Source organism: Moraxella catarrhalis, from assembly GCF_001656295.1.
Taxonomy (GTDB): Bacteria; Pseudomonadota; Gammaproteobacteria; order Pseudomonadales; family Moraxellaceae; genus Moraxella; species Moraxella veridica.
Genome location: NZ_LXHE01000016.1, coordinates 1 through 17,978 on the forward strand (window position 1 = coordinate 1; position 17,978 = coordinate 17,978).

The 17,978-nt window shown below is 45.1% G+C and carries 16 protein-coding genes and 1 pseudogene; 6 read left to right on the forward strand and 11 right to left on the reverse strand.

All coding sequences use genetic code 11. From position 1 onward, the window contains the following. Both AO382_RS11305 and alaS read right to left on the reverse strand, forming a co-directional pair. A partial coding sequence (locus AO382_RS11305) for a PT domain-containing protein (RefSeq protein ID WP_264753404.1) occupies positions 1-322 on the reverse strand: 322 nt, incomplete at its 3' end. 62 nt (positions 323-384) lie between these two features. Continuing rightward, entirely contained in the window at positions 385-3,036 is a 2,652-nt protein-coding gene (gene alaS, locus AO382_RS07265) for an alanine--tRNA ligase (protein ID WP_064619585.1), read from the reverse strand. 300 nt (positions 3,037-3,336) lie between these two features. On the opposite strand from alaS, the gene AO382_RS07270 reads away from it, so the two are divergent. Next, positions 3,337-3,552, forward strand: a complete 216-nt coding sequence (locus tag AO382_RS07270) for a hypothetical protein (RefSeq protein ID WP_064619588.1) — start codon at positions 3,337-3,339, stop codon at positions 3,550-3,552. Between the two features lie 102 nt (positions 3,553-3,654). On the opposite strand, the gene purB is transcribed toward AO382_RS07270, so the two are convergent. The 3 genes from purB to mnmA all read right to left on the reverse strand — a co-directional run bounded on the left by purB (position 3,655) and on the right by mnmA (position 7,638). After that, the gene (gene purB, locus AO382_RS07275; protein ID WP_064619591.1) at positions 3,655-5,040 is read right to left on the reverse strand and encodes an adenylosuccinate lyase; all 1,386 of its coding nucleotides are present in this window, start codon (positions 5,038-5,040) and stop codon (positions 3,655-3,657) included. 112 nt (positions 5,041-5,152) lie between these two features. After that, on the reverse strand, positions 5,153-6,481 hold the full coding sequence (locus AO382_RS07280) for a hypothetical protein (protein ID WP_064619594.1): 1,329 nt from the start codon (positions 6,479-6,481) through the stop codon (positions 5,153-5,155). Next, positions 6,478-7,638, reverse strand: a complete 1,161-nt coding sequence (mnmA, locus tag AO382_RS07285; RefSeq protein ID WP_064619596.1) for a tRNA 2-thiouridine(34) synthase MnmA — start codon at positions 7,636-7,638, stop codon at positions 6,478-6,480. The genes AO382_RS07280 and mnmA overlap by 4 nt, the downstream gene beginning before the upstream one ends. A gap of 152 nt (positions 7,639-7,790) precedes the next feature. Here mnmA and ispF point away from each other — a divergent pair, with 152 nt between their 5' ends. The 5 genes from ispF to AO382_RS10810 all read left to right on the forward strand — a co-directional run bounded on the left by ispF (position 7,791) and on the right by AO382_RS10810 (position 11,555). Continuing rightward, positions 7,791-8,282 (forward strand): 2-C-methyl-D-erythritol 2,4-cyclodiphosphate synthase, encoded by a 492-nt coding sequence (ispF, locus tag AO382_RS07290; protein ID WP_064619599.1) that lies wholly within the window; start codon positions 7,791-7,793, stop codon positions 8,280-8,282. After that, the gene (locus AO382_RS07295; RefSeq protein WP_064619602.1) at positions 8,275-8,859 is read left to right on the forward strand and encodes a cysteine hydrolase family protein; all 585 of its coding nucleotides are present in this window, start codon (positions 8,275-8,277) and stop codon (positions 8,857-8,859) included. Before ispF ends, AO382_RS07295 begins: the two co-directional genes overlap by 8 nt. A 35-nt stretch (positions 8,860-8,894) precedes the next feature. Further along, positions 8,895-9,230: a Grx4 family monothiol glutaredoxin gene (grxD, locus tag AO382_RS07300; protein ID WP_049236267.1), complete on the forward strand. Its 336-nt coding sequence runs from the start codon at positions 8,895-8,897 to the stop codon at positions 9,228-9,230. Positions 9,231-9,367: 137 nt separating this feature from the next. After that, positions 9,368-11,143: a gamma-glutamyltransferase gene (gene ggt / locus AO382_RS07305; RefSeq protein WP_064619605.1), complete on the forward strand. Its 1,776-nt coding sequence runs from the start codon at positions 9,368-9,370 to the stop codon at positions 11,141-11,143. Positions 11,144-11,204: 61 nt separating this feature from the next. Next, positions 11,205-11,555 carry a hypothetical protein gene (locus AO382_RS10810; RefSeq protein WP_064619607.1) on the forward strand — a complete coding sequence of 117 codons (351 nt, stop codon included), beginning with the start codon at positions 11,205-11,207 and terminating at the stop codon, positions 11,553-11,555. A gap of 150 nt (positions 11,556-11,705) precedes the next feature. Here the strand turns inward: AO382_RS10810 and AO382_RS07315 are convergent. The 6 genes and pseudogenes from AO382_RS07315 to iscU all read right to left on the reverse strand — a co-directional run. Continuing rightward, positions 11,706-13,915, reverse strand: a pseudogene (locus AO382_RS07315) (YgiQ family radical SAM protein); the annotation flags it as partial. 234 nt (positions 13,916-14,149) lie between these two features. After that, a complete protein-coding gene (gene fdx / locus AO382_RS07320) occupies positions 14,150-14,488 on the reverse strand; it encodes an ISC system 2Fe-2S type ferredoxin (protein ID WP_064619610.1) in 339 nt (112 codons plus the stop codon). Positions 14,489-14,542: 54 nt separating this feature from the next. Next, positions 14,543-16,402, reverse strand: coding sequence for a Fe-S protein assembly chaperone HscA (hscA, locus tag AO382_RS07325; protein ID WP_064619613.1), 1,860 nt, complete (start codon positions 16,400-16,402; stop codon positions 14,543-14,545). Positions 16,403-16,542: 140 nt separating this feature from the next. Next, positions 16,543-17,067 carry a Fe-S protein assembly co-chaperone HscB gene (gene hscB, locus AO382_RS07330; protein ID WP_064612028.1) on the reverse strand — a complete coding sequence of 175 codons (525 nt, stop codon included), beginning with the start codon at positions 17,065-17,067 and terminating at the stop codon, positions 16,543-16,545. A 26-nt stretch (positions 17,068-17,093) separates the two neighbouring features. Then, positions 17,094-17,414 carry an iron-sulfur cluster assembly protein IscA gene (gene iscA / locus AO382_RS07335; protein WP_064619616.1) on the reverse strand — a complete coding sequence of 107 codons (321 nt, stop codon included), beginning with the start codon at positions 17,412-17,414 and terminating at the stop codon, positions 17,094-17,096. A gap of 64 nt (positions 17,415-17,478) precedes the next feature. Continuing rightward, the gene (iscU, locus tag AO382_RS07340) at positions 17,479-17,862 is read right to left on the reverse strand and encodes a Fe-S cluster assembly scaffold IscU (protein WP_049236252.1); all 384 of its coding nucleotides are present in this window, start codon (positions 17,860-17,862) and stop codon (positions 17,479-17,481) included. Positions 17,863-17,978 lie beyond the last annotated feature (116 nt).

Consider the following 17,978-nt stretch of genomic DNA (forward strand, 5'->3'; position numbering starts at 1 on the left):
TGGTTGGTTGGTTGGTTGGTTGGTTGGTTGGTTGGTTGGTTGGTTGGTTGGTTGGTGAAAAATATTGATAATTTGTCAATACTTTTGGCTCAAAAAGTACATCAATGTCTTGTCTGTCCATCTCTAAATGCAAAAAGCGTTCGTTGCGTGCGGTGTCTTCTTTACTCATGCCTGCTTCTAGCACAGTATCTTTGAATGGGAAGCTGAGCACCACGTCATCGTTGTGCATCAAAAATCCTGTACGCGCATCGTTGGTGGTGAACAGTCCGATTTTGTTGCTATGGCGCGTGTAATTACCTTTGGTGAGTGAATTGTCTGACATAGATTATTCCTGAATGGTTAAAAATAAGGACGCCTGACACGTCCTTATTTGATGGTCAATGGTTATAGTTTGTGCTTTAAATCATCTAGCACAGATGCCAATGCTTTATCGGTGCCATCAACGTCATTGGCGCCGCCTTGGGCAAAATCAGGTTTGCCACCGCCTTTGCCATCAAGGTCTTGGCAAAGCTGCTTGATAATATCGCCTGCCTTGACTTTGGCGGTCAAGTCTTTGCCAACACTTGCTGTCAGGGCGACTTTGCCATCTGAGACACTGGCTAATATAGCAATGCCATCGTGTAGTTTTGATTTGATATCATCTGCCAGTGAACGCAGTGATTTGGCATCCAATCCTTGAAGCTTGGCAACCAAAACTTGAGTATCATTAATGGTGATAACTTTATCCATCAATGATTTGGCTTCTAGGCTTGCCAGTTTTTGGTTGAGCTGCTCAAGCTGTTTTTCCAAATCGCGCTGTTTATCACTTAAGCTTGTGATACGCGGCAATATCTCATCTCGCTTGGCTTTTAGGTTACCTGCCAAAGTGCTTAGTGTGCGTTCGCCATTTTGAATATATCGAAGTGCACCCATGCCTGTTAAGGCTTCGATGCGGCGAACACCGGCAGCGATACCGCCTTCTGAGACGATCTTAAACAGACCGATATCGCCAGTTCTGTGGACATGTAGACCCCCGCATAGCTCGATAGAAAATGCAGAGCGGTCTTGATTTTCGCCCATGGTTAGTACCCGCACAGTGTCGCCGTACTTTTCACCAAACAAAGCCATGGCGCCTTTTTGCATGGCTGAATCGATGTCCATATGCTCAATGCTAACTTCGGTGTTCTTTTGAATTTGCTCATTGACCAAGCGTTCAACTTGAATCAAATCATCAGCGCTAATTGAGCCATCATAAGAAAAATCAAAACGCAACACTTCACTGGACACCAAAGAGCCTTTTTGGGCGACGCCATCGCCTAATACAGTGCGCAGTGCTGCATGTAGTAGGTGGGTGGCGGAGTGGTTCTTGGCAGAGGCGCGGCGTACATCGTCAATCACTTGTGCGGCGGCATCTTGGTGATTGGAGATTTGACCCATTTTGACAGTGCCATGATGAATGACGGCATTACCTGATTTTTTGGTATCTTCGACAGCAAAGACGCCCGATGCTGTGCTGATTTCGCCTGTTTCACCAACCTGTCCGCCGCCTTCGGCATAAAACGGTGTGGCAGACAGTACGATTACACCTTGATCGCCTTCGCTGAGTTGATCAACTTCTTTACCTTCTTGATATAAACCGACAATGGTGGTTTGTGCTGCCAGTGACTCATAACCCAAAAACTCAGTTGGGCCATCAACCCTAATTGCAGCGGTGTAATCAATGTCAAATTTACCTGCATCGCGGGCGCGTTCACGCTGAGCTTGCATATGGATCTCAAATCCATGCTCATCAATGCTAATCTCTCGCTCACGGGCAATATCGGCAGTCAAATCGGTTGGGAAACCGTAAGTATCGTACAGCTTAAATACCGTCTCACCGTCCAACGTCTCACCGGCGCTAAGCTTGTCAAGCTCGGCTGAAAGTAGGCGCAGACCTTGTGCCAGTGTCTTGGCAAATTGTTCTTCTTCTTTTTTGATGGCGCTTTGGATTTCGTTTAGTTTTTCGTTCAGCTGTGGGTAAGCTTCACCCATCTCGGCAGCCAATGCAGGCACCATTTGATAGAAAAAGGCACCGTCAGCACCTAGCTTATTACCATGACGGACGGCACGGCGAATGATACGGCGTAGTACATAGCCGCGACCTTCATTACTTGGGCGGACACCATCTGCAATCAAGAATGAAACCGCACGAATGTGATCAGCGATGACTTTGAGCGACGCTTGACCGTCATTACTGATGCCCAAAATCTCAGCAGCCGCGTTCATTAAATTGACAAAAATGCCCAATTCATAGTTGCTGTGCAGGTTGCCTGTGATGGCGCTGATGCGCTCAAGACCCATGCCTGTATCGACCGATGGCTTTGGCAGTGGCTCCATTGTTCCATCTTTTTGGCGATTAAACTGCATAAAAACGCAGTTCCAAACCTCGATATAGCGGTCGCCATCTTCTTCGGGCGTGCCTGGCAGTCCGCCCCAGATGTGCTCACCATGATCATAAAAAATCTCTGTACAAGGACCACAAGGACCTGTATCACCCATCATCCAAAAGTTATCAGACTGATACGCGCCGCCTTTATTGTTGCCGATGCGGATGATGCGCTCAGGCTCAAGTCCGATGTCTTTGCGCCAGATGTCATAGGCTTCATCATCAGTGTGATAAACGGTGACGTATAGTCGGTCTTTGGGTAAGCCTAGCCATTCATCTGAAGTCAAAAACTCCCAAGCATAAGCGATGGCACTCGCCTTAAAATAATCCCCAAAAGAAAAATTGCCCAGCATCTCAAAAAATGTATGATGGCGCGCGGTGTAACCCACATTATCAAGGTCGTTATGCTTACCGCCGGCACGCACGCATTTTTGAGACGATACCGCTCGGACATAGTCCCTTTTTTCAAGACCTAAAAAGGTATCTTTAAACTGGTTCATGCCTGCGTTAGTGAATAAAAGCGTCGGATCGTCATGGGGAATTAGGCTAGATGAATGGACATGGGTGTGCTGTTTTGAGATAAAAAAGTCAATGAATGCTTTACGAACTTCATTTAACTGCATGGTTTTCATATAAAAAAATCCTTGACCAAAGGCGGCGGGTGTTTTGTATTTATGGGCTAAATTGATAGGGCAACCAAGTGGGCTTGGATAGACAAAATGCTTGTCAAAAATTACTCGCCATAGTCACCGCAAACGATTAATTTTAGCATAAATGATGATAAATGTAAGTGATTTATGCAGGCTTGGTGCAATTTTTGTACATAAAAAACAGCATCATAAAAATTTCATAGAAATTTTTGAAAAATCGCTTAACATTTGTGCAAAAAAAGTGTATAAATATAGTATTCCACAAAAACTATGGGGTTTTATATGAATATACCATTATTTAGTGCGATTTTTTCAATTGCGTTTACAGTGATTATTGGCGTGCTGATGATTGTTGCTTTTGTCACTGGGTTTGATCAAGGTATGCATATCATTGGTGCTGTGATTATTGGTGCAGTCATCAGTTTGCCTGTAGCACTCTTTGTTACCAAAAGACTTGCTCAGCTGACAAGTGGCCCAAATAAAGCACCAAAAGCGTAGTTAATTTTAAAAAATATCCGCTTGCCAATCTTATCAAAAGCCAGCTAAAAAATCACCGCAAGTTCACTAAGCGGTGATTTTTATACAATGTATTATTATAAATTATTTAAGATAATCTTTAATATTTTTTGCTTGAATGTCAGCATTGCCAATATAGGTGGCGGGGGTCAAGTCTGCCAAGCGTTCTTTCTCACTTGCTGGCACGGCATTTAGCTCATCACCATGAATAAAATCCAGCATCATCTCACGGGTCATGGCTTGTCCACGGGTTAGGGCTTTTAATTTTTCATACGGTTTTTCTATATTATAGCGACGCATGACGGTTTGAATGGGTTCAGCAAGCACTTCTTGCGCATTGTGCAAATCTTCATTAAGACGATTGGCGTTTATCTCCAACTTGCCAATGCCTTTTAAGCAGGCGTCAAAGGCAATCAAACTTTGGGCAAAACCCACGCCCATGTTGCGAAGGACGGTTGAATCGGTTAAATCTCGTTGCCAGCGTGAAATGGGTAATTTTTCACCCAAATGAGCCAAGACTGCATTTGCCAGACCAAGGTTGCCTTCAGAATTTTCAAAATCAATCGGATTGACTTTGTGCGGCATGGTGGATGAGCCCACTTCGCCTTCTTTGAGTTTTTGTTTGAAATATCCCAATGAGATATAGCCCCAAACATCGCGGTTAAAGTCGATTAAAATGGTGTTAAAACGACGCAGCGCATCGAACAGCTCTGCCATATAATCATGTGGCTCAATCTGTGTGGTGTATGGGTTGAAAGTCAAGCCTAAGCTTTCTACAAAGTCTTGAGAATGCTTCGCCCAGTCAATCTCAGGATAAGCTGACAGATGAGCATTGTAATTACCTACCGCGCCATTGATTTTACCCAATAATTCGACCGCTTGGAATTGCTTGATTTGGCGGTGTAGGCGATAGGCGACGTTTGCCATTTCTTTGCCGAGCGTGGTTGGACTTGCGGTTTGTCCATGTGTGCGAGATAGCATGGGCTGAGCGGCATGGGTATCGGCAAGTTTGGCAATCTCATCAATGATCTGCTGCATGGATGAAACCAGCGTATCGCGACCTGATTTTAGCATCAGGGCATGTGACAGATTATTGATGTCTTCAGAAGTACACGCAAAATGGATGAATTCGCCAGCATTTGCCAACTCGTCGATGTCAGCGATTCGCTCTTTTAAAAAATATTCTACTGCCTTAACGTCGTGATTGGTGGTGCGCTCAATTTCTTTGATGCGCAGGGCGTCTTGTTCGCTAAAATTGGCAACAATGGCATCTAAGCGCGCGTTGGTTTGGTCTGAAAAAGCCGGCAGCTCACCAATCTGTGGGTGGCGAGACAATGCCTGTAACCAGCGCACCTCAACAGTGACGCGCGCATGAATCAAGCCAAATTCTGACAGATACGGACGCAAAGCATCGCATTTAGAAGCATAGCGACCATCAAGTGGGGATAGGGCAGTAAGGGCGTTTGGCATAGTCTTAAGTTTCCTAAGCTTATTTTTGGGTTGTTCAATTTTTTTTGGGTTGTTCAATATTGTTAAATATGTACTGTTTGGCTTTATATCATAGTAAAGCATTGATGACTTATCATGATTTATCTAGGTTGTCTTTCACCAACTGAGTCATGTCTTGTTTGATTTCTTGGTCATTAATCACCGAATTTTCAATCAGTTGATTTAATTGTTTTTCATCGGTTTTATTAAAACTTTGTGAATCGTCTAATTTTTTTTGCATCAAAGCATAGATATGGCGGCGATTAATACGCTCGGTTTTAATCTTTTTATGGTTTTTTATCCATGCCAACGACAATACGACAAGAAGCAACATACCAATGTAACCAATGATGGGGAACATGATTGAGACCAGTTTTTTAAACCCTGCAAAGCTTAAGATAAAGCCGACCAAAACCAAGCCAATCAATATCCATTTAAAGCGTTGGTTGTCATCACCTGCAAAACGCTTGGCCAGCGAGTAATATAAACTGATGGCGGTATTAAAAATCATGGCAAAAATGATAAAACTCATCAAAGTGCCAAGCCATGGATGAACATTTGCCACCAATAATTGCATTGGTAAGTCAGCATCTAAAATCAAATCAATGTTGGCAAAGATGGTAAAAGCGGTGCAAGCACTGATTAAGCCGATGAGCGCACCCCCTAAAAATCCCCCACGAGCAGCTTCGCCGACATACATGGTTTTACCACCAAGCACAAACGCCATGGACGCACCTGTCATAATACACAAAGCGTAATAGTTGATTAAAGACAGCCACGCATTAGGAAAAATTTTAGGCTCTGATGACGCAATGCGGTCAAGATAATCCCAATCGTAGCTTTTGCCAACAAAGGTGTAGAGTGTCAAAGCAAAGATGATAAATACCACAATGGGTGTAAAGATACCGATTACAGCGGTGACTTTTTCAAAGTTTAGCATGCTAATGCCAATCACCAATAATGAACAAAGGGCTGCCCCAAGCCATGTGGGCGCCCCAAATTCTTGATTTAAATTAGCACCAGCACCAGCAATCATGACAAAGCCTAAGGTAAAACCACTGATAATCAATGACCAATCAAGTAATTTTGTTACCCAAGGACCTGCGATATTATCAAGGACTTGGCTATGTTCATTGGCACGATAAAACGAACCCAATGCCAAAATAATGCCCCCAAAAATGGCGTGCAAAATCCCTAAAATCACAACACCTATCATGCCCATTTTGCCAAAGCTTGCAAAATATTGAAAAATCTCTTGACCAGAAGATAAGCCAGCACCTGTGATGACGCCAACATAAGCCAAAGCAATGATGATGATTTTTTGATGGTTAAATGAATATTTTGGTGGGTTTTGATGAAGCATTGGTATGATGAATTTTGATAAATGGCTAATGATTTTAACAAAAAATAACAATAAAATCAATAAATCTTTGCATTCGTGCTCTCAATCACACCGCCGCCCAAGCACACTTCATCAACATAAAATACACACGACTGACCGGCAGTAACGGCACGCTGCGGCTCATCAAATACGACTTTGACTTTATCACCATTTTGAAAAACGGTGCAAGTTTGATCAGGCTGACGGTAGCGAGTTTTGGCGGTGCATTTTAGACCCTCACCAAAAATCTCAGGCGGCGCACCTGTCACCCAGTCAAGCTTGTAGGCGGTCAGCTCGGTGCTCTGTAGCCAAGGATGGTCATGACCTTGACCGACAGTCAAGCGATTATTCACCAAATCTTTGTGTAGCACAAACCAAGGCTCTTCAGGACGACCCGACACACCACCAATACCGATACCGCCGCGCTGACCGATGGTATAGTACATCAAGCCGTCATGTGCACCGATCCGCACACCGTCATCGGTGTAGATATCGCCTTTTTTGGCAGGTAGATAAGTTTGTAAAAAGTCTTTAAACTTACGCTCACCGATAAAGCAAATGCCTGTTGAATCTTTTTTCTTGGCGGTTGCCAAATCATATTTTTCGGCGATGGCGCGCACTTCGGGTTTTTCAAGCTCGCCGACAGGAAATAGCGTACGCGCGATCTTATCCCCTGATACAGCGTGCAAAAAATAGCTTTGATCTTTATTATTATCCAATCCACGCATGAGCTTAGCGACACCCTCAGTGGCGTGACTTCTGCGAGTATAGTGACCTGTGGCAATAAAATCTGCCCCCAAAGTGATGGCATAATCCAAAAACGCTTTGAATTTGACTTCCTTGTTACACAAAATATCAGGATTTGGGGTGCGACCTGCGCCATATTCTGCCAAAAAATGCTCAAAAACCCGATCCCAATATTCCATCGAAAAGTTAGCGGTGTGTAGCACGATGCCGATCTTATCCGCCACCGCCTGCGCATCCGCCAAATCAGTCATGGCAGTGCAGTATTCTGTGCCGTCGTCTTCTTCCCAGTTTTTCATAAATAAGCCTTCAACATCAAAGCCTGCTTGCTTTAATAATACGGCAGAAACCGAAGAATCGACACCGCCAGACATACCGACGATGACTTTGATGTCTTTTGGGGATTTATTTAGGCTGGGCGCAACATCGAGAAGCGTAAATGGGGTAGTTGTCATAGATGATAAAATACTGAAATAAAATGGATGATGCCAAAAATAAACTGGCTAAAATGATCAAAATTGGCAAATTTGACTGCCAAAGCTTTGCATTATTATAACATTTATTTGTGCTATAATTGGTGAATTTCAATGTTAACTCAAAGGTTTTTATGCTAAGAATTGGTCAAGGGTTGGATGTACACGCATTTACAGACGGTGATTTTGTGACGCTTGGTGGCATACAGATAGCGCACACGCATGGCATCAAGGCGCACTCTGATGGCGATGTGCTTTTACATGCCTTATCAGATGCACTGCTTGGGGCGCTGGCTCTTGGGGATATCGGACAGCATTTTCCTGATACCGATGATGCGTATAAAGGTGCGGACAGTAAAGTGCTGCTTCAGCATGTGTATGAGATGGTCAAATCAAAAGGGTATGAGCTTATCAATGCTGACATGATGGTGATTTGTGAATTGCCAAAACTATCGCCGCATAATCTTGCCATGCGCGAATGCATCGCAGGCGTTTTGGATGTTGATGTGGACTGTATCAGCATCAAAGCCACGACTAATGAGAAAATGGGTTATTTGGGGCGCGGTGAGGGGATTTTTGCCAGCAGTGTGGTGCTTCTACAAAAAGTGAGTGCCAATCATGAATAAAAATACGGCGCTTGTTTTAATAGATTTGCAGCGTGGTTTTGATGAGGTGAGCCGTTGGGGCGGCAATCGTAATAATCCTGACTGCGAAAAGGTGTGTCATCAGCTTTTAAAGCAGTGGCGCGACTATGATCTGCCGATTTTTCATATCCGCCATAATTCCACCAATCCCGACTCTGCGTTACATCCCAGCCATCAAGGCAATCAATTCAAAGCATTGACTGCGCCATTAGCCCATGAAATTATCATTGAAAAAACGGTTAATTCTGCATTTATTGGCACCAATTTTCATCAATTATTAACCGATAATAACATCTCTCAACTGGTGCTGGTGGGGCTGACAACCAATCATTGCGTCTCTACTACGGCACGAATGGCGGGCAATTTAGGGTTTGAGGTAGTGGTGGTCGAAGATGCAACGGCGACTTTTGATAGGGTGGGTTTTGATGGTAGGCATTATGACAGCCAGACAGTGCATCAAATCAGCCTTGCCAATTTACATGGTGAATTTGCCACCGTCATGAACAGCCAACTGATTTTGAGTGATAAATTTTGGCAAAATCTTAAAAATAGCGTATAATCAGACGATCGCTTATTAAACCATTTGGAGAAATTATGACTCAGATCAATCCAGAAATTAAAACACTGATCGAAAATCAAATCAAAGATCATGCTGTTTTGTTATACATGAAAGGTACGCCGCAGTTTCCACAGTGTGGCTTTTCGGCGCGCGCGGTGGAAGTGCTGACACAAATTGGTCGCCCATTTGCATTTGTGAATATTTTGGAAAATCCTGAAATTCGCTCAACTTTGCCACTGATCGCAAATTGGCCAACTTTCCCTCAGCTTTGGGTGAATGGCGAGCTGATTGGCGGTAGCGACATCATTTTACAGATGTATCAAGCTGGCGAGCTTAAGCCGCTGATCGAAGAGCACAGCCCAGAAGTCTGATGACTGAAGCATGCTAATGAACGACCGCTGAGGAAATTGGCGGTCGTTTTTTAAATTTGATTGAATTGTTGACTGGTATTATCTACAATGACAAGTACACTTTATTAAGATCAATCAACTAAAGCGAAGGAGCGCGTATGACCAAAACCTATCTATTGACCGTATTGGCAATCTCTATGTCGATCTCGGGGTGCCAAGCCATCGGTGGCAATCAGGCAAAGACTGATGATCAGCCTACTGGCATCGTAGGCGCTGACGCTCATGCCCCTGAGCGCGCAACAGGATTGACCGAACAAAGACAGGTGATTGCCAGTGATTTTATGGTGGCGTCAGCCAATCCACTGGCAACGCAAGCAGGGTATGATATCTTAAAGCAAGGCGGCAGTGCTGCAGATGCGATGGTAGCAGTGCAGACCACGCTAAGCTTGGTGGAGCCACAATCGTCAGGCTTGGGCGGTGGTGCATTTGTGCTGTATTGGGATAATAGCGCCAAAACGTTGACCACCTTTGATGGGCGTGAGACGGCACCGATGCGCGTGACGCCAGAATTATTTTTGGATAAAGACGGTCAACCATTGAAATTTATGGAAGCGGTGGTCGGTGGTCGCTCGGTTGGCACGCCTGCCATCCCTAAACTGATGGAGACAATACATCAGCGATACGGTGTATTGCCTTGGGGAAAATTATTTGATACGCCGATCCACTTGGCAAAACAAGGCTTTGAGGTGTCGCCAAGGCTTGCCATCTCGGTTGAGCAAAATCAGCAGCATTTGGCACGCTATCCAAAAACAGCCGCTTATTTTTTGCCGAATGGTGTGCCGCTACAAGCAGGCAGCTTGCTGAAAAATTTAGAATTTGCTGACAGTGTTCAGGCATTAGCAGCTCAAGGTGCAAAAGCTCTGCATACTGGCAAATACGCCCAAAATATCGTGTCGGCTGTCCAAAATGCTAAGGATAATCCAGGTCAATTATCCTTACAAGATTTGTCTGATTATCAAGTGGTAGAGCGTCCGCCCGTTTGTGTGACTTATCGTGTTTATGAAGTATGTGGTATGAGCGCACCAAGCTCAGGTGGGATTGCTGTGGGTCAGATTTTGGGGATTTTAAATGAATTTTCACCCAATCAGGTGGGGTATGATGCTGAAGGCTTGCGTCTCTTGGGCGATGCTTCTAGGCTTGCCTTTGCGGATCGTGATGTCTATTTGGGCGATCCTGATTTTGTACCTGTACCCATTCGCCAGCTGATTTCCAAAGATTACCTAAAACAGCGTAGCCAGCTGCTTGAGCAGTCAGATAAAGCGCTGCCCAGCGTATCTGCAGGTGATTTTATTCGTGAATGGGTATCTGCAAAAGCGATTGAGTTACCTTCTACCAGTCATATTTCAATTGTGGATAAGGCGGGGAATGTGCTGTCTATGACGACTTCTATTGAAAATGCGTTTGGCTCAACCTTGATGGCAAATGGTTATCTGCTCAATAACGAGCTGACGGACTTTAGTTTTGAGCCGACACAGCAGGGCAGACAGGTTGCCAATCGTGTTGAGCCTGGTAAGCGACCACGCTCTTCAATGGCACCAACCATTGTATTCAAAGAAGGCAAGCCTTATATGGCGATCGGCTCTCCAGGTGGTAGCCGAATCATTGGCTATGTCGCTAAGACGATTGTGGCGCATAGTGACTGGAATATGCCCATCCAAGATGCCATCAGTGCACCCAATTTATTAAATCGCTTTGGTAGCTATGAGCTAGAAGCAGGCACAGATGCCACCGAGTGGCAACAAGCCTTAACCGACTTGGGCTATAAGACTGATGTGCGTGAGCTTAATTCTGGCGTTCAAGCCATCGTTATTGAGCCAAGCAGACTGGTGGGCGGTGCCGATCCACGCCGAGAAGGTCGAGTGATGGGTGATTAGAGGCTAGGCTTGTATTTTGTGAATTTGACCTCATTAAATCTAATCAAAAATGGGGAAAATTATGACAAATCAAACAAAAGTGCAAGCCATCAAGCAAGTTTCTGAACAGATTTTGACAATTTGTGAGACGCCAAACACTGCTCTGCAAGCCATCCATCTGATATTACAACATGGCGGCGCAGGTGAGCTGTCTTGGCAAGTGGTGTATAATCGCGTGATGGCAGATGAAGATGTGATCGGTGCCAGTTATTTGGTTGATTTTGCACAGACTGCCGAAAATTTACCCTTTGATGTGCTGCCTTTGATCAGTTTAGTATTAGAAAAGGGTGGTGATGCACTCAAAGCCGCCATGCTAAACAAACTGCCTGACGACGCCAAAGAAAACTTGCGTATCATGGGCTATATGTCTTAGCTTTTTAAAGTATCTTTTTGGTCAAAAACCATTCATAAAAAAATCACTCATCGGTTGCCTGATGAGTGATTTTTTATGTTATTTATGTCGGCGTGGGGGTAAACCTGTATGCTGGCTAAGCACTTGCCCCTTTTTGGGCTACCCAGACGGTTTATTGGTGTGATGAGTCTGAAACTTTTGAGTGCGTCTTTTGACGCTATCGCCTTGCTGAGATGAGTTTTTCTTACGCGCTGACGTATAATTACCGCCACTACCTGCTGGTTGATAAGTCGGGATGAGATGGCGTTTGGAATTACCGATCAAATCACTGCGCCCCATGTCTTTTAAGGCTTGATGAAGTAGCTCCCAATTATTGGGATCGTGATAACGCAAAAATGCCTTATGTAGGCGGCGGCGCTTTTCATCTTTAACAATATCGACATCTTCACTGTGACGCGCCACCTTAGATAACGGATTTTTCTCGCTATAATACATCGCTGTGGCTGTCGCCATGGGTGATGGATAAAAGGTTTGTACTTGATCCGCTCGAAAGCCGTTTTTCTTCAGCCAAATTGCCAAATTCATCATATCATAATCACTGGTGCCAGGATGGGCTGCGATAAAATAGGGGATCAAATACTGCTCTTTGCCTGCTTCGCGGCTGTAGCGCTCAAACATCTGCTTAAAGCGATCATATGTGCCAATGCCGGGCTTCATCATTTTGGATAAAGGCGCAGCTTCGGTGTGTTTGGGGGCGATCTTTAAATAGCCGCCAACATGATGCGTTACCAGTTCCTTGACGTATTCAGGACTTAAGACCGCCAAATCGTAGCGCAGACTAGAGCTGATGAGAATTTTTTAACGCCTGGGATTTGGCGTGCCTTGCGATACAGCTGAGTGAGCGGCGCATGGTCGGTGTGCAGATTTTGGCAGACACCAGGGAAGACACAAGACGGCTTGCGGCAATTACGCTCAATCTCAGGATTCTTGCAGTGCAGGCGATACATATTGGCGGTCGGACCGCCAAGATCAGAGATGATGCCTGTAAAATTGGGCGCAGTATCACGGATAGTTTCAATTTCTCTTAAGATGGATTCTTTGGATCGATTTTGGATAATGCGTCCTTTGTGCTCGGTGATTGAGCAAAATGTACAGCCGCCAAAGCAGTCACGCATGATATTCACCGAAAACTTAATCATATCAAAAGCAGGAAAGCGCGCGTCGCCGTAGCTTGGATGAGGTAGGCGCGTGTAAGGCAGATCAAAAACTGCGTCTAGCTCTTCGGTGGATAATGGCAGTGCAGGCGGATTTAGCCAAACATCACGATCGCCGTGGCGCTGTACAAGCGCTCGGGCATTACCAGGATTGGTCTCAAGATGTAAAATACGGTTAGCATGCGCATAAAGAACGCGATCGTTGGCAACTTCTTCAAACGACGGCATACGAATCACTGAAAGCTCGCGTGGTGGCAGCTTATGTTTGATGACTTTAGGGGATTGTAATTGAACCACCTATGTGTCATCGGGCAGGTCATCGCCTGCTTTGACGACAATACCTTTGACAATGTCTTTATTAAAATTGGTATACTGAGAGAATTTTTGTTTTTCGATGTCGCAATCGGCGACATCTTCGGTCATCACATAAGGATTGATGATAGGATCGACGAGACCGATGGTATCGACATCATTGCTGGCGATTTCTATAAAATTTGCTTTTAAATGGCGATTGGATTTATTCAAAATAAACGCTGTACCTCGCATATCGACGATGTTCTTGATGGATTCGCCTCGTGCTAAGCGATACATGATTTCGATCAAAGCGAGTTCACCGTTTCCATACACCAAAAGATCAGGCTTGGCATCCATCAGCACCGAGCGGCGCACTTTGTCTGACCAATAGTCATAATGCGCAATCCGCCTTAGGCTGCCCTCAATACCGCCAAGAATGATCGGTACATCTGAATAAGCCTCGCGGCAACGCTGCCAATACACCGTTGCTGCGCAATCAGGTCGCTTATTAGGCTCATTATTTGGCGAATACGCATCATCGGAGCGAATCTTACGATCGGCGGTATAATGGCTGATCATCGAATCCATATTGTCCACTGTGACCCCAAAGGCAATGTTAGGCTTGCCAAGTGCTCGAAAAGCATCTGGTGATGTCTAGTCTGGCTGAGCGATGATGCCGACGCGAAAGTCTTGGGCTTCAAGGGTTCGTCCGATCACGCCTGAACAAAACGATGGATGATCGATATAAGCATCACCGCACACCAAAATAAAATCACAGCTGTCCCAGCCGAGCATGTCCATTTCTTCTCGGCCCATCGGTAAAAATGGCGCAGGTTCAAAGCAAGACGCTCAATATTTGTCATAATCTAAAATATTCTTGGCGGTTTGGCAGTTTGGCGGTGGACATGACTAACCTAAAATTTTGACTTGAAAATTTCTCATTTTAACATGAATAAATTTCAAATGCTTAAGTTTATGGGTTTTAATCAACTAAAATACACCATTTAGCAATGAAGCATCCGCCAAATCATAAGATAGGTTTGATGCGTATCTGTGATGCAATAAAAAGCCTGCTGTAAATTTGCAGGCGCTTTATAGATGGATGGCTTAATGGTTTTCTTTGGCGTGATTCAGAGTGTACTTTGGGATTTCAATGACCAGATTTTCATTAGCAACGATGCATTGACAAGATAGCCGTGAATCTGGCTCAAGCCCCCAAGCGCGATCCAATAAGTCGCCCTCGATGTCGTCCATCTCCTCTAGGCTATCAAAGCCTTGGCGGACGACGACGTGGCAAGTAGTGCATGCTTTGGACATGTCGCAGGCGTGTTCAATTTTAATGCCGCGATCAAGCATGGCTTCACACAGATTTTCGCCGGGATTAACTTCAATGGTGGTGCCTTCTGGGCAGATTTCGTGATGCGGTAAAATGGTTACAACGGTCATGAGTTTCTCTTATTAATGCATTAAAATTTTAAAATGAATCAAATCAACGATCATTTACCAATCGCTGGTGCGTGTGCCAGCAAGGGCATCTTTGACATTTTTATCCATGATCACACTGGCGAAATGGTCGCTATGCACCTTCAGGGCTTTGATGGCTTGATCAATGACTGCTTTGTCATCAGTGGTAAGGGCATCTGTCATCGCTTGCATATGATGGCGCAAATTGGCGTGCTCATCATCGCTTAGCAGATCGGCAAAGTCAGCCAAGGCTGATTGCAGAGCAAGCAGCTCTCTTTCGGCTTCGACTTTGGTTTCGATCAACATACGAGCGGCTTTGTCTTCAGCGGCATGAATGAAACCTGCTTGCAAAAGCTGCTCTTGCTGCTCTTCAGACAGACCGTAGCTTGGGCTGACCTGGATTTGGCTGACGATATCGGTTGTGGTCTCGCGGGCAGACACGGTCAATTGTCCATTGGCATCGATGGCGTAGGTCACCTCAACACGCGCCAAGCCTGCCTTCATCGGCGGAATGCCATGTAGCTCAAAGCGTGCCAATCCTCGGCAATCCGCTACTGTATCACGCTCACCTTGCACCACTTGGATGATCATACCCGTCTGACCATCTTGATGTGTGGTAAAAACTTGGCGGCGAGTCACAGGAATGGGCGTGTTACGCGGAATGATCACCTCCACCAGTCCGCCCATGGTCTCAATACCAAGTGAAAGCGGGGTGACGTCTAATAATAGCAGGGCATCTTTGGATTGGTTGATTAGCTGATCGGCAGCGATACTAGCTCCGATCGCCACGACTTCATCTGGGTTGATGCTGCACAAAGGCACACGCCCAAAATGTGCCTCCACAGCATCTCGTATCACCGGCATGCGTGTGGAGCCGCCCACTAAAATGATGTCATTTAAGGCAGATTTATCCACTTTGGCGTCTAGCATCACCTGCTCACAAGATTGCAGGGTGCGACGAATCACAGGCTCGATGATCTGGCTTAAAGTGGCATTATCCAAGCTGACCGATACTGGCGTATTGGCAATATTAAGCTCAATCAAAACGCTATCTTGCTCACTTAAAGCCTGTTTATAGGTTTTGGCAAGTTTTGCTAAGCGAGATTTTTCAGTTTCATTAATCTCTGCTGGGGTCAGCTGAGATGACTGTATTAACCAATGTGCAATCAGTCGGTCAATGTCATCGCCACCAAGGGCAGAATTACCCCCTGTGGCAAGTACCTCAAAGACACCCTCAGACAAGCGAAGCAATGAGACATCAAAAGTACCACCCCCAAGATCATAGACCAAATAGTTTCCTTGAGCGGTATTTTTATCGATCCCGTAAGCAATCGCTGCAGCGGTGGGTTCATTGAGCAAGCGAAGCACGGTCAAGCCTGCAGCGGTGGCGGCATCCTTGGTGGCAGTACGCTGTGCATCATCAAAATAGGCAGGCACTGTGATGACCGCACCTTGGATGCTGTCAGGCGGCAGGGCGGCAGCGGCATGATTTTTTAGGTGCTTTAGGATATGCGCTGAAGTTTCCACAGGTGATTTTTCACCTTGAGCGGTCACGAACGCCGGCATGGTCTTGTCATTACCAGCAAGCGTATAAGGATGAGAAAATTTAATGTCAGACTTAGCGCGCCCCATAAAGCGCTTGGCGGAGATGATGGTATTTTTCAAATCATCAGCATAGACCAAGGCAGCATTACCCACCACAGGCGCACTACTTTTATTACCATAATAGACCACGGAAGGTAACAGTGGCGAATCGCCAAAGGGCAGAGCATTAGCGCGACCTGAGCGCACGACCGCCACCAAAGAATGTGTTGTGCCCAAATCAATGCCAAGGGCATAACGATGTTGGTGAGGGTTTTTGCTTTGATTGGGTTCGCTGATGTGTAATAAGGACATGATGAATTCTTATACTGGCTAAAAATAAGAGCTTAAGTGATTGGGCATTAGCCTAAAAGTCACTTAAAATGAGTGCATTATACGGTAATTACTAAGCTTTTAAAATCCTGCTATGCCAAAAGTTTGATAAAACGGTCTGACTATACATACAAATCATCGTCATCATTACTTTGAGATAATGAGTCGGTGACTTTGGCGTCGACATCAACCAATAGCTTACCAAGGAATTGAAGCTTACGCGTCGCATCCATGGCTTCTGCCCAGGCTTGGTTTTGATAATTTTGTACAAATCTTGTGGATTGATCTTTGCTCAGTGCCTGAACTTGGCTTGAGATTTGATCCAAAGCCGATCTGTCGCTTGTCGCATCCAAGCGAATGCGCAAGTCCATCATCTCATCCAAAAAATCCCAATCATCAATGGATTGTGACAAATCCACAGTCTGATCAGACAGCTCAAGCATATACGCCGCTCGGCTGTCGTCATGAAAGAGAATTTGATAAGCGTGATTGATGAGTGAAGCTTGGTTAGTACTGGTTTTATTGGCGTCTACGCGATCGGGATGATGCTGTTTTTGTAGTGATAATAATGCTGATTTTAAGGCGTTTTTATCAATTTCAAATTCGATAGGCAATCCAAATAAACCAAAAAAATTAGCCTCACTCATCATAAGCTCCTTATCAAAATTGGCGGTCAAACAGTGAATGACTCGCCGCAGCCGCATTCGCCCGTTTGATTGGGATTGGTGAACTTAAAGCCAGAATTGAGGCCTTCTGTCACATAGTCCATTTGTAGCCCATTTAAATATACCAAGCTTTTTGGGTCAATGAATACCGAAACGCCTTGGGATTCAAAACGCTCATCGGTACCGTTTGGATCATCAACAAACTCAAGTACATAAGCAAGACCAGAACATCCTGCCGTACGCACACCGACTCGGATGCCCACGCCGCTGCCACGATTTTCAAGGAAATCCTTGATATGTTGTGCGGCACGTGTGGTTAAACTGATCATAGTTACTCCTTAATTAACCAAAATTGGCAAGTTTGCTCAATTAAATTCAATACAATCAAACAAATTATGCTTGCGCTTTGGTTTGATAATCTTCAATGGCTGCCTTGATGGCATCTTCTGCCAAGACGGAGCAGTGCACCTTGACAGGCGGTAGAGCAAGCTCTTCGGCGATGTCTTTATTCTTGATGGCAGCGGCTTGATCCAGTGTCTTGCCTTTGAGCCATTCGGTAACCAATGAGCTAGAAGCGATCGCAGAGCCGCAGCCATAGGTTTTAAATTTCGCGTCTTCGATGATGCCATCATCGCTGACTTGAATTTGTAGGCGCATCACATCGCCACACGCAGGCGCGCCTACCATGCCAGTACCGACATTTTTAGCGGCTTTATCTAAATTGCCCACATTGCGTGGATTTTCATAATGATCGATGACTTTGTCTGAATATGCCATAAATTTCTCTCTTAAAAGTTAGGTTCATTTATAAAACCTTGCGTCTGCTGGATTTATGTCGAAATTAAGCTTGTATCAGCTGAGCGTCTATCCATCAATCCGCCCAGCCAGCCGTT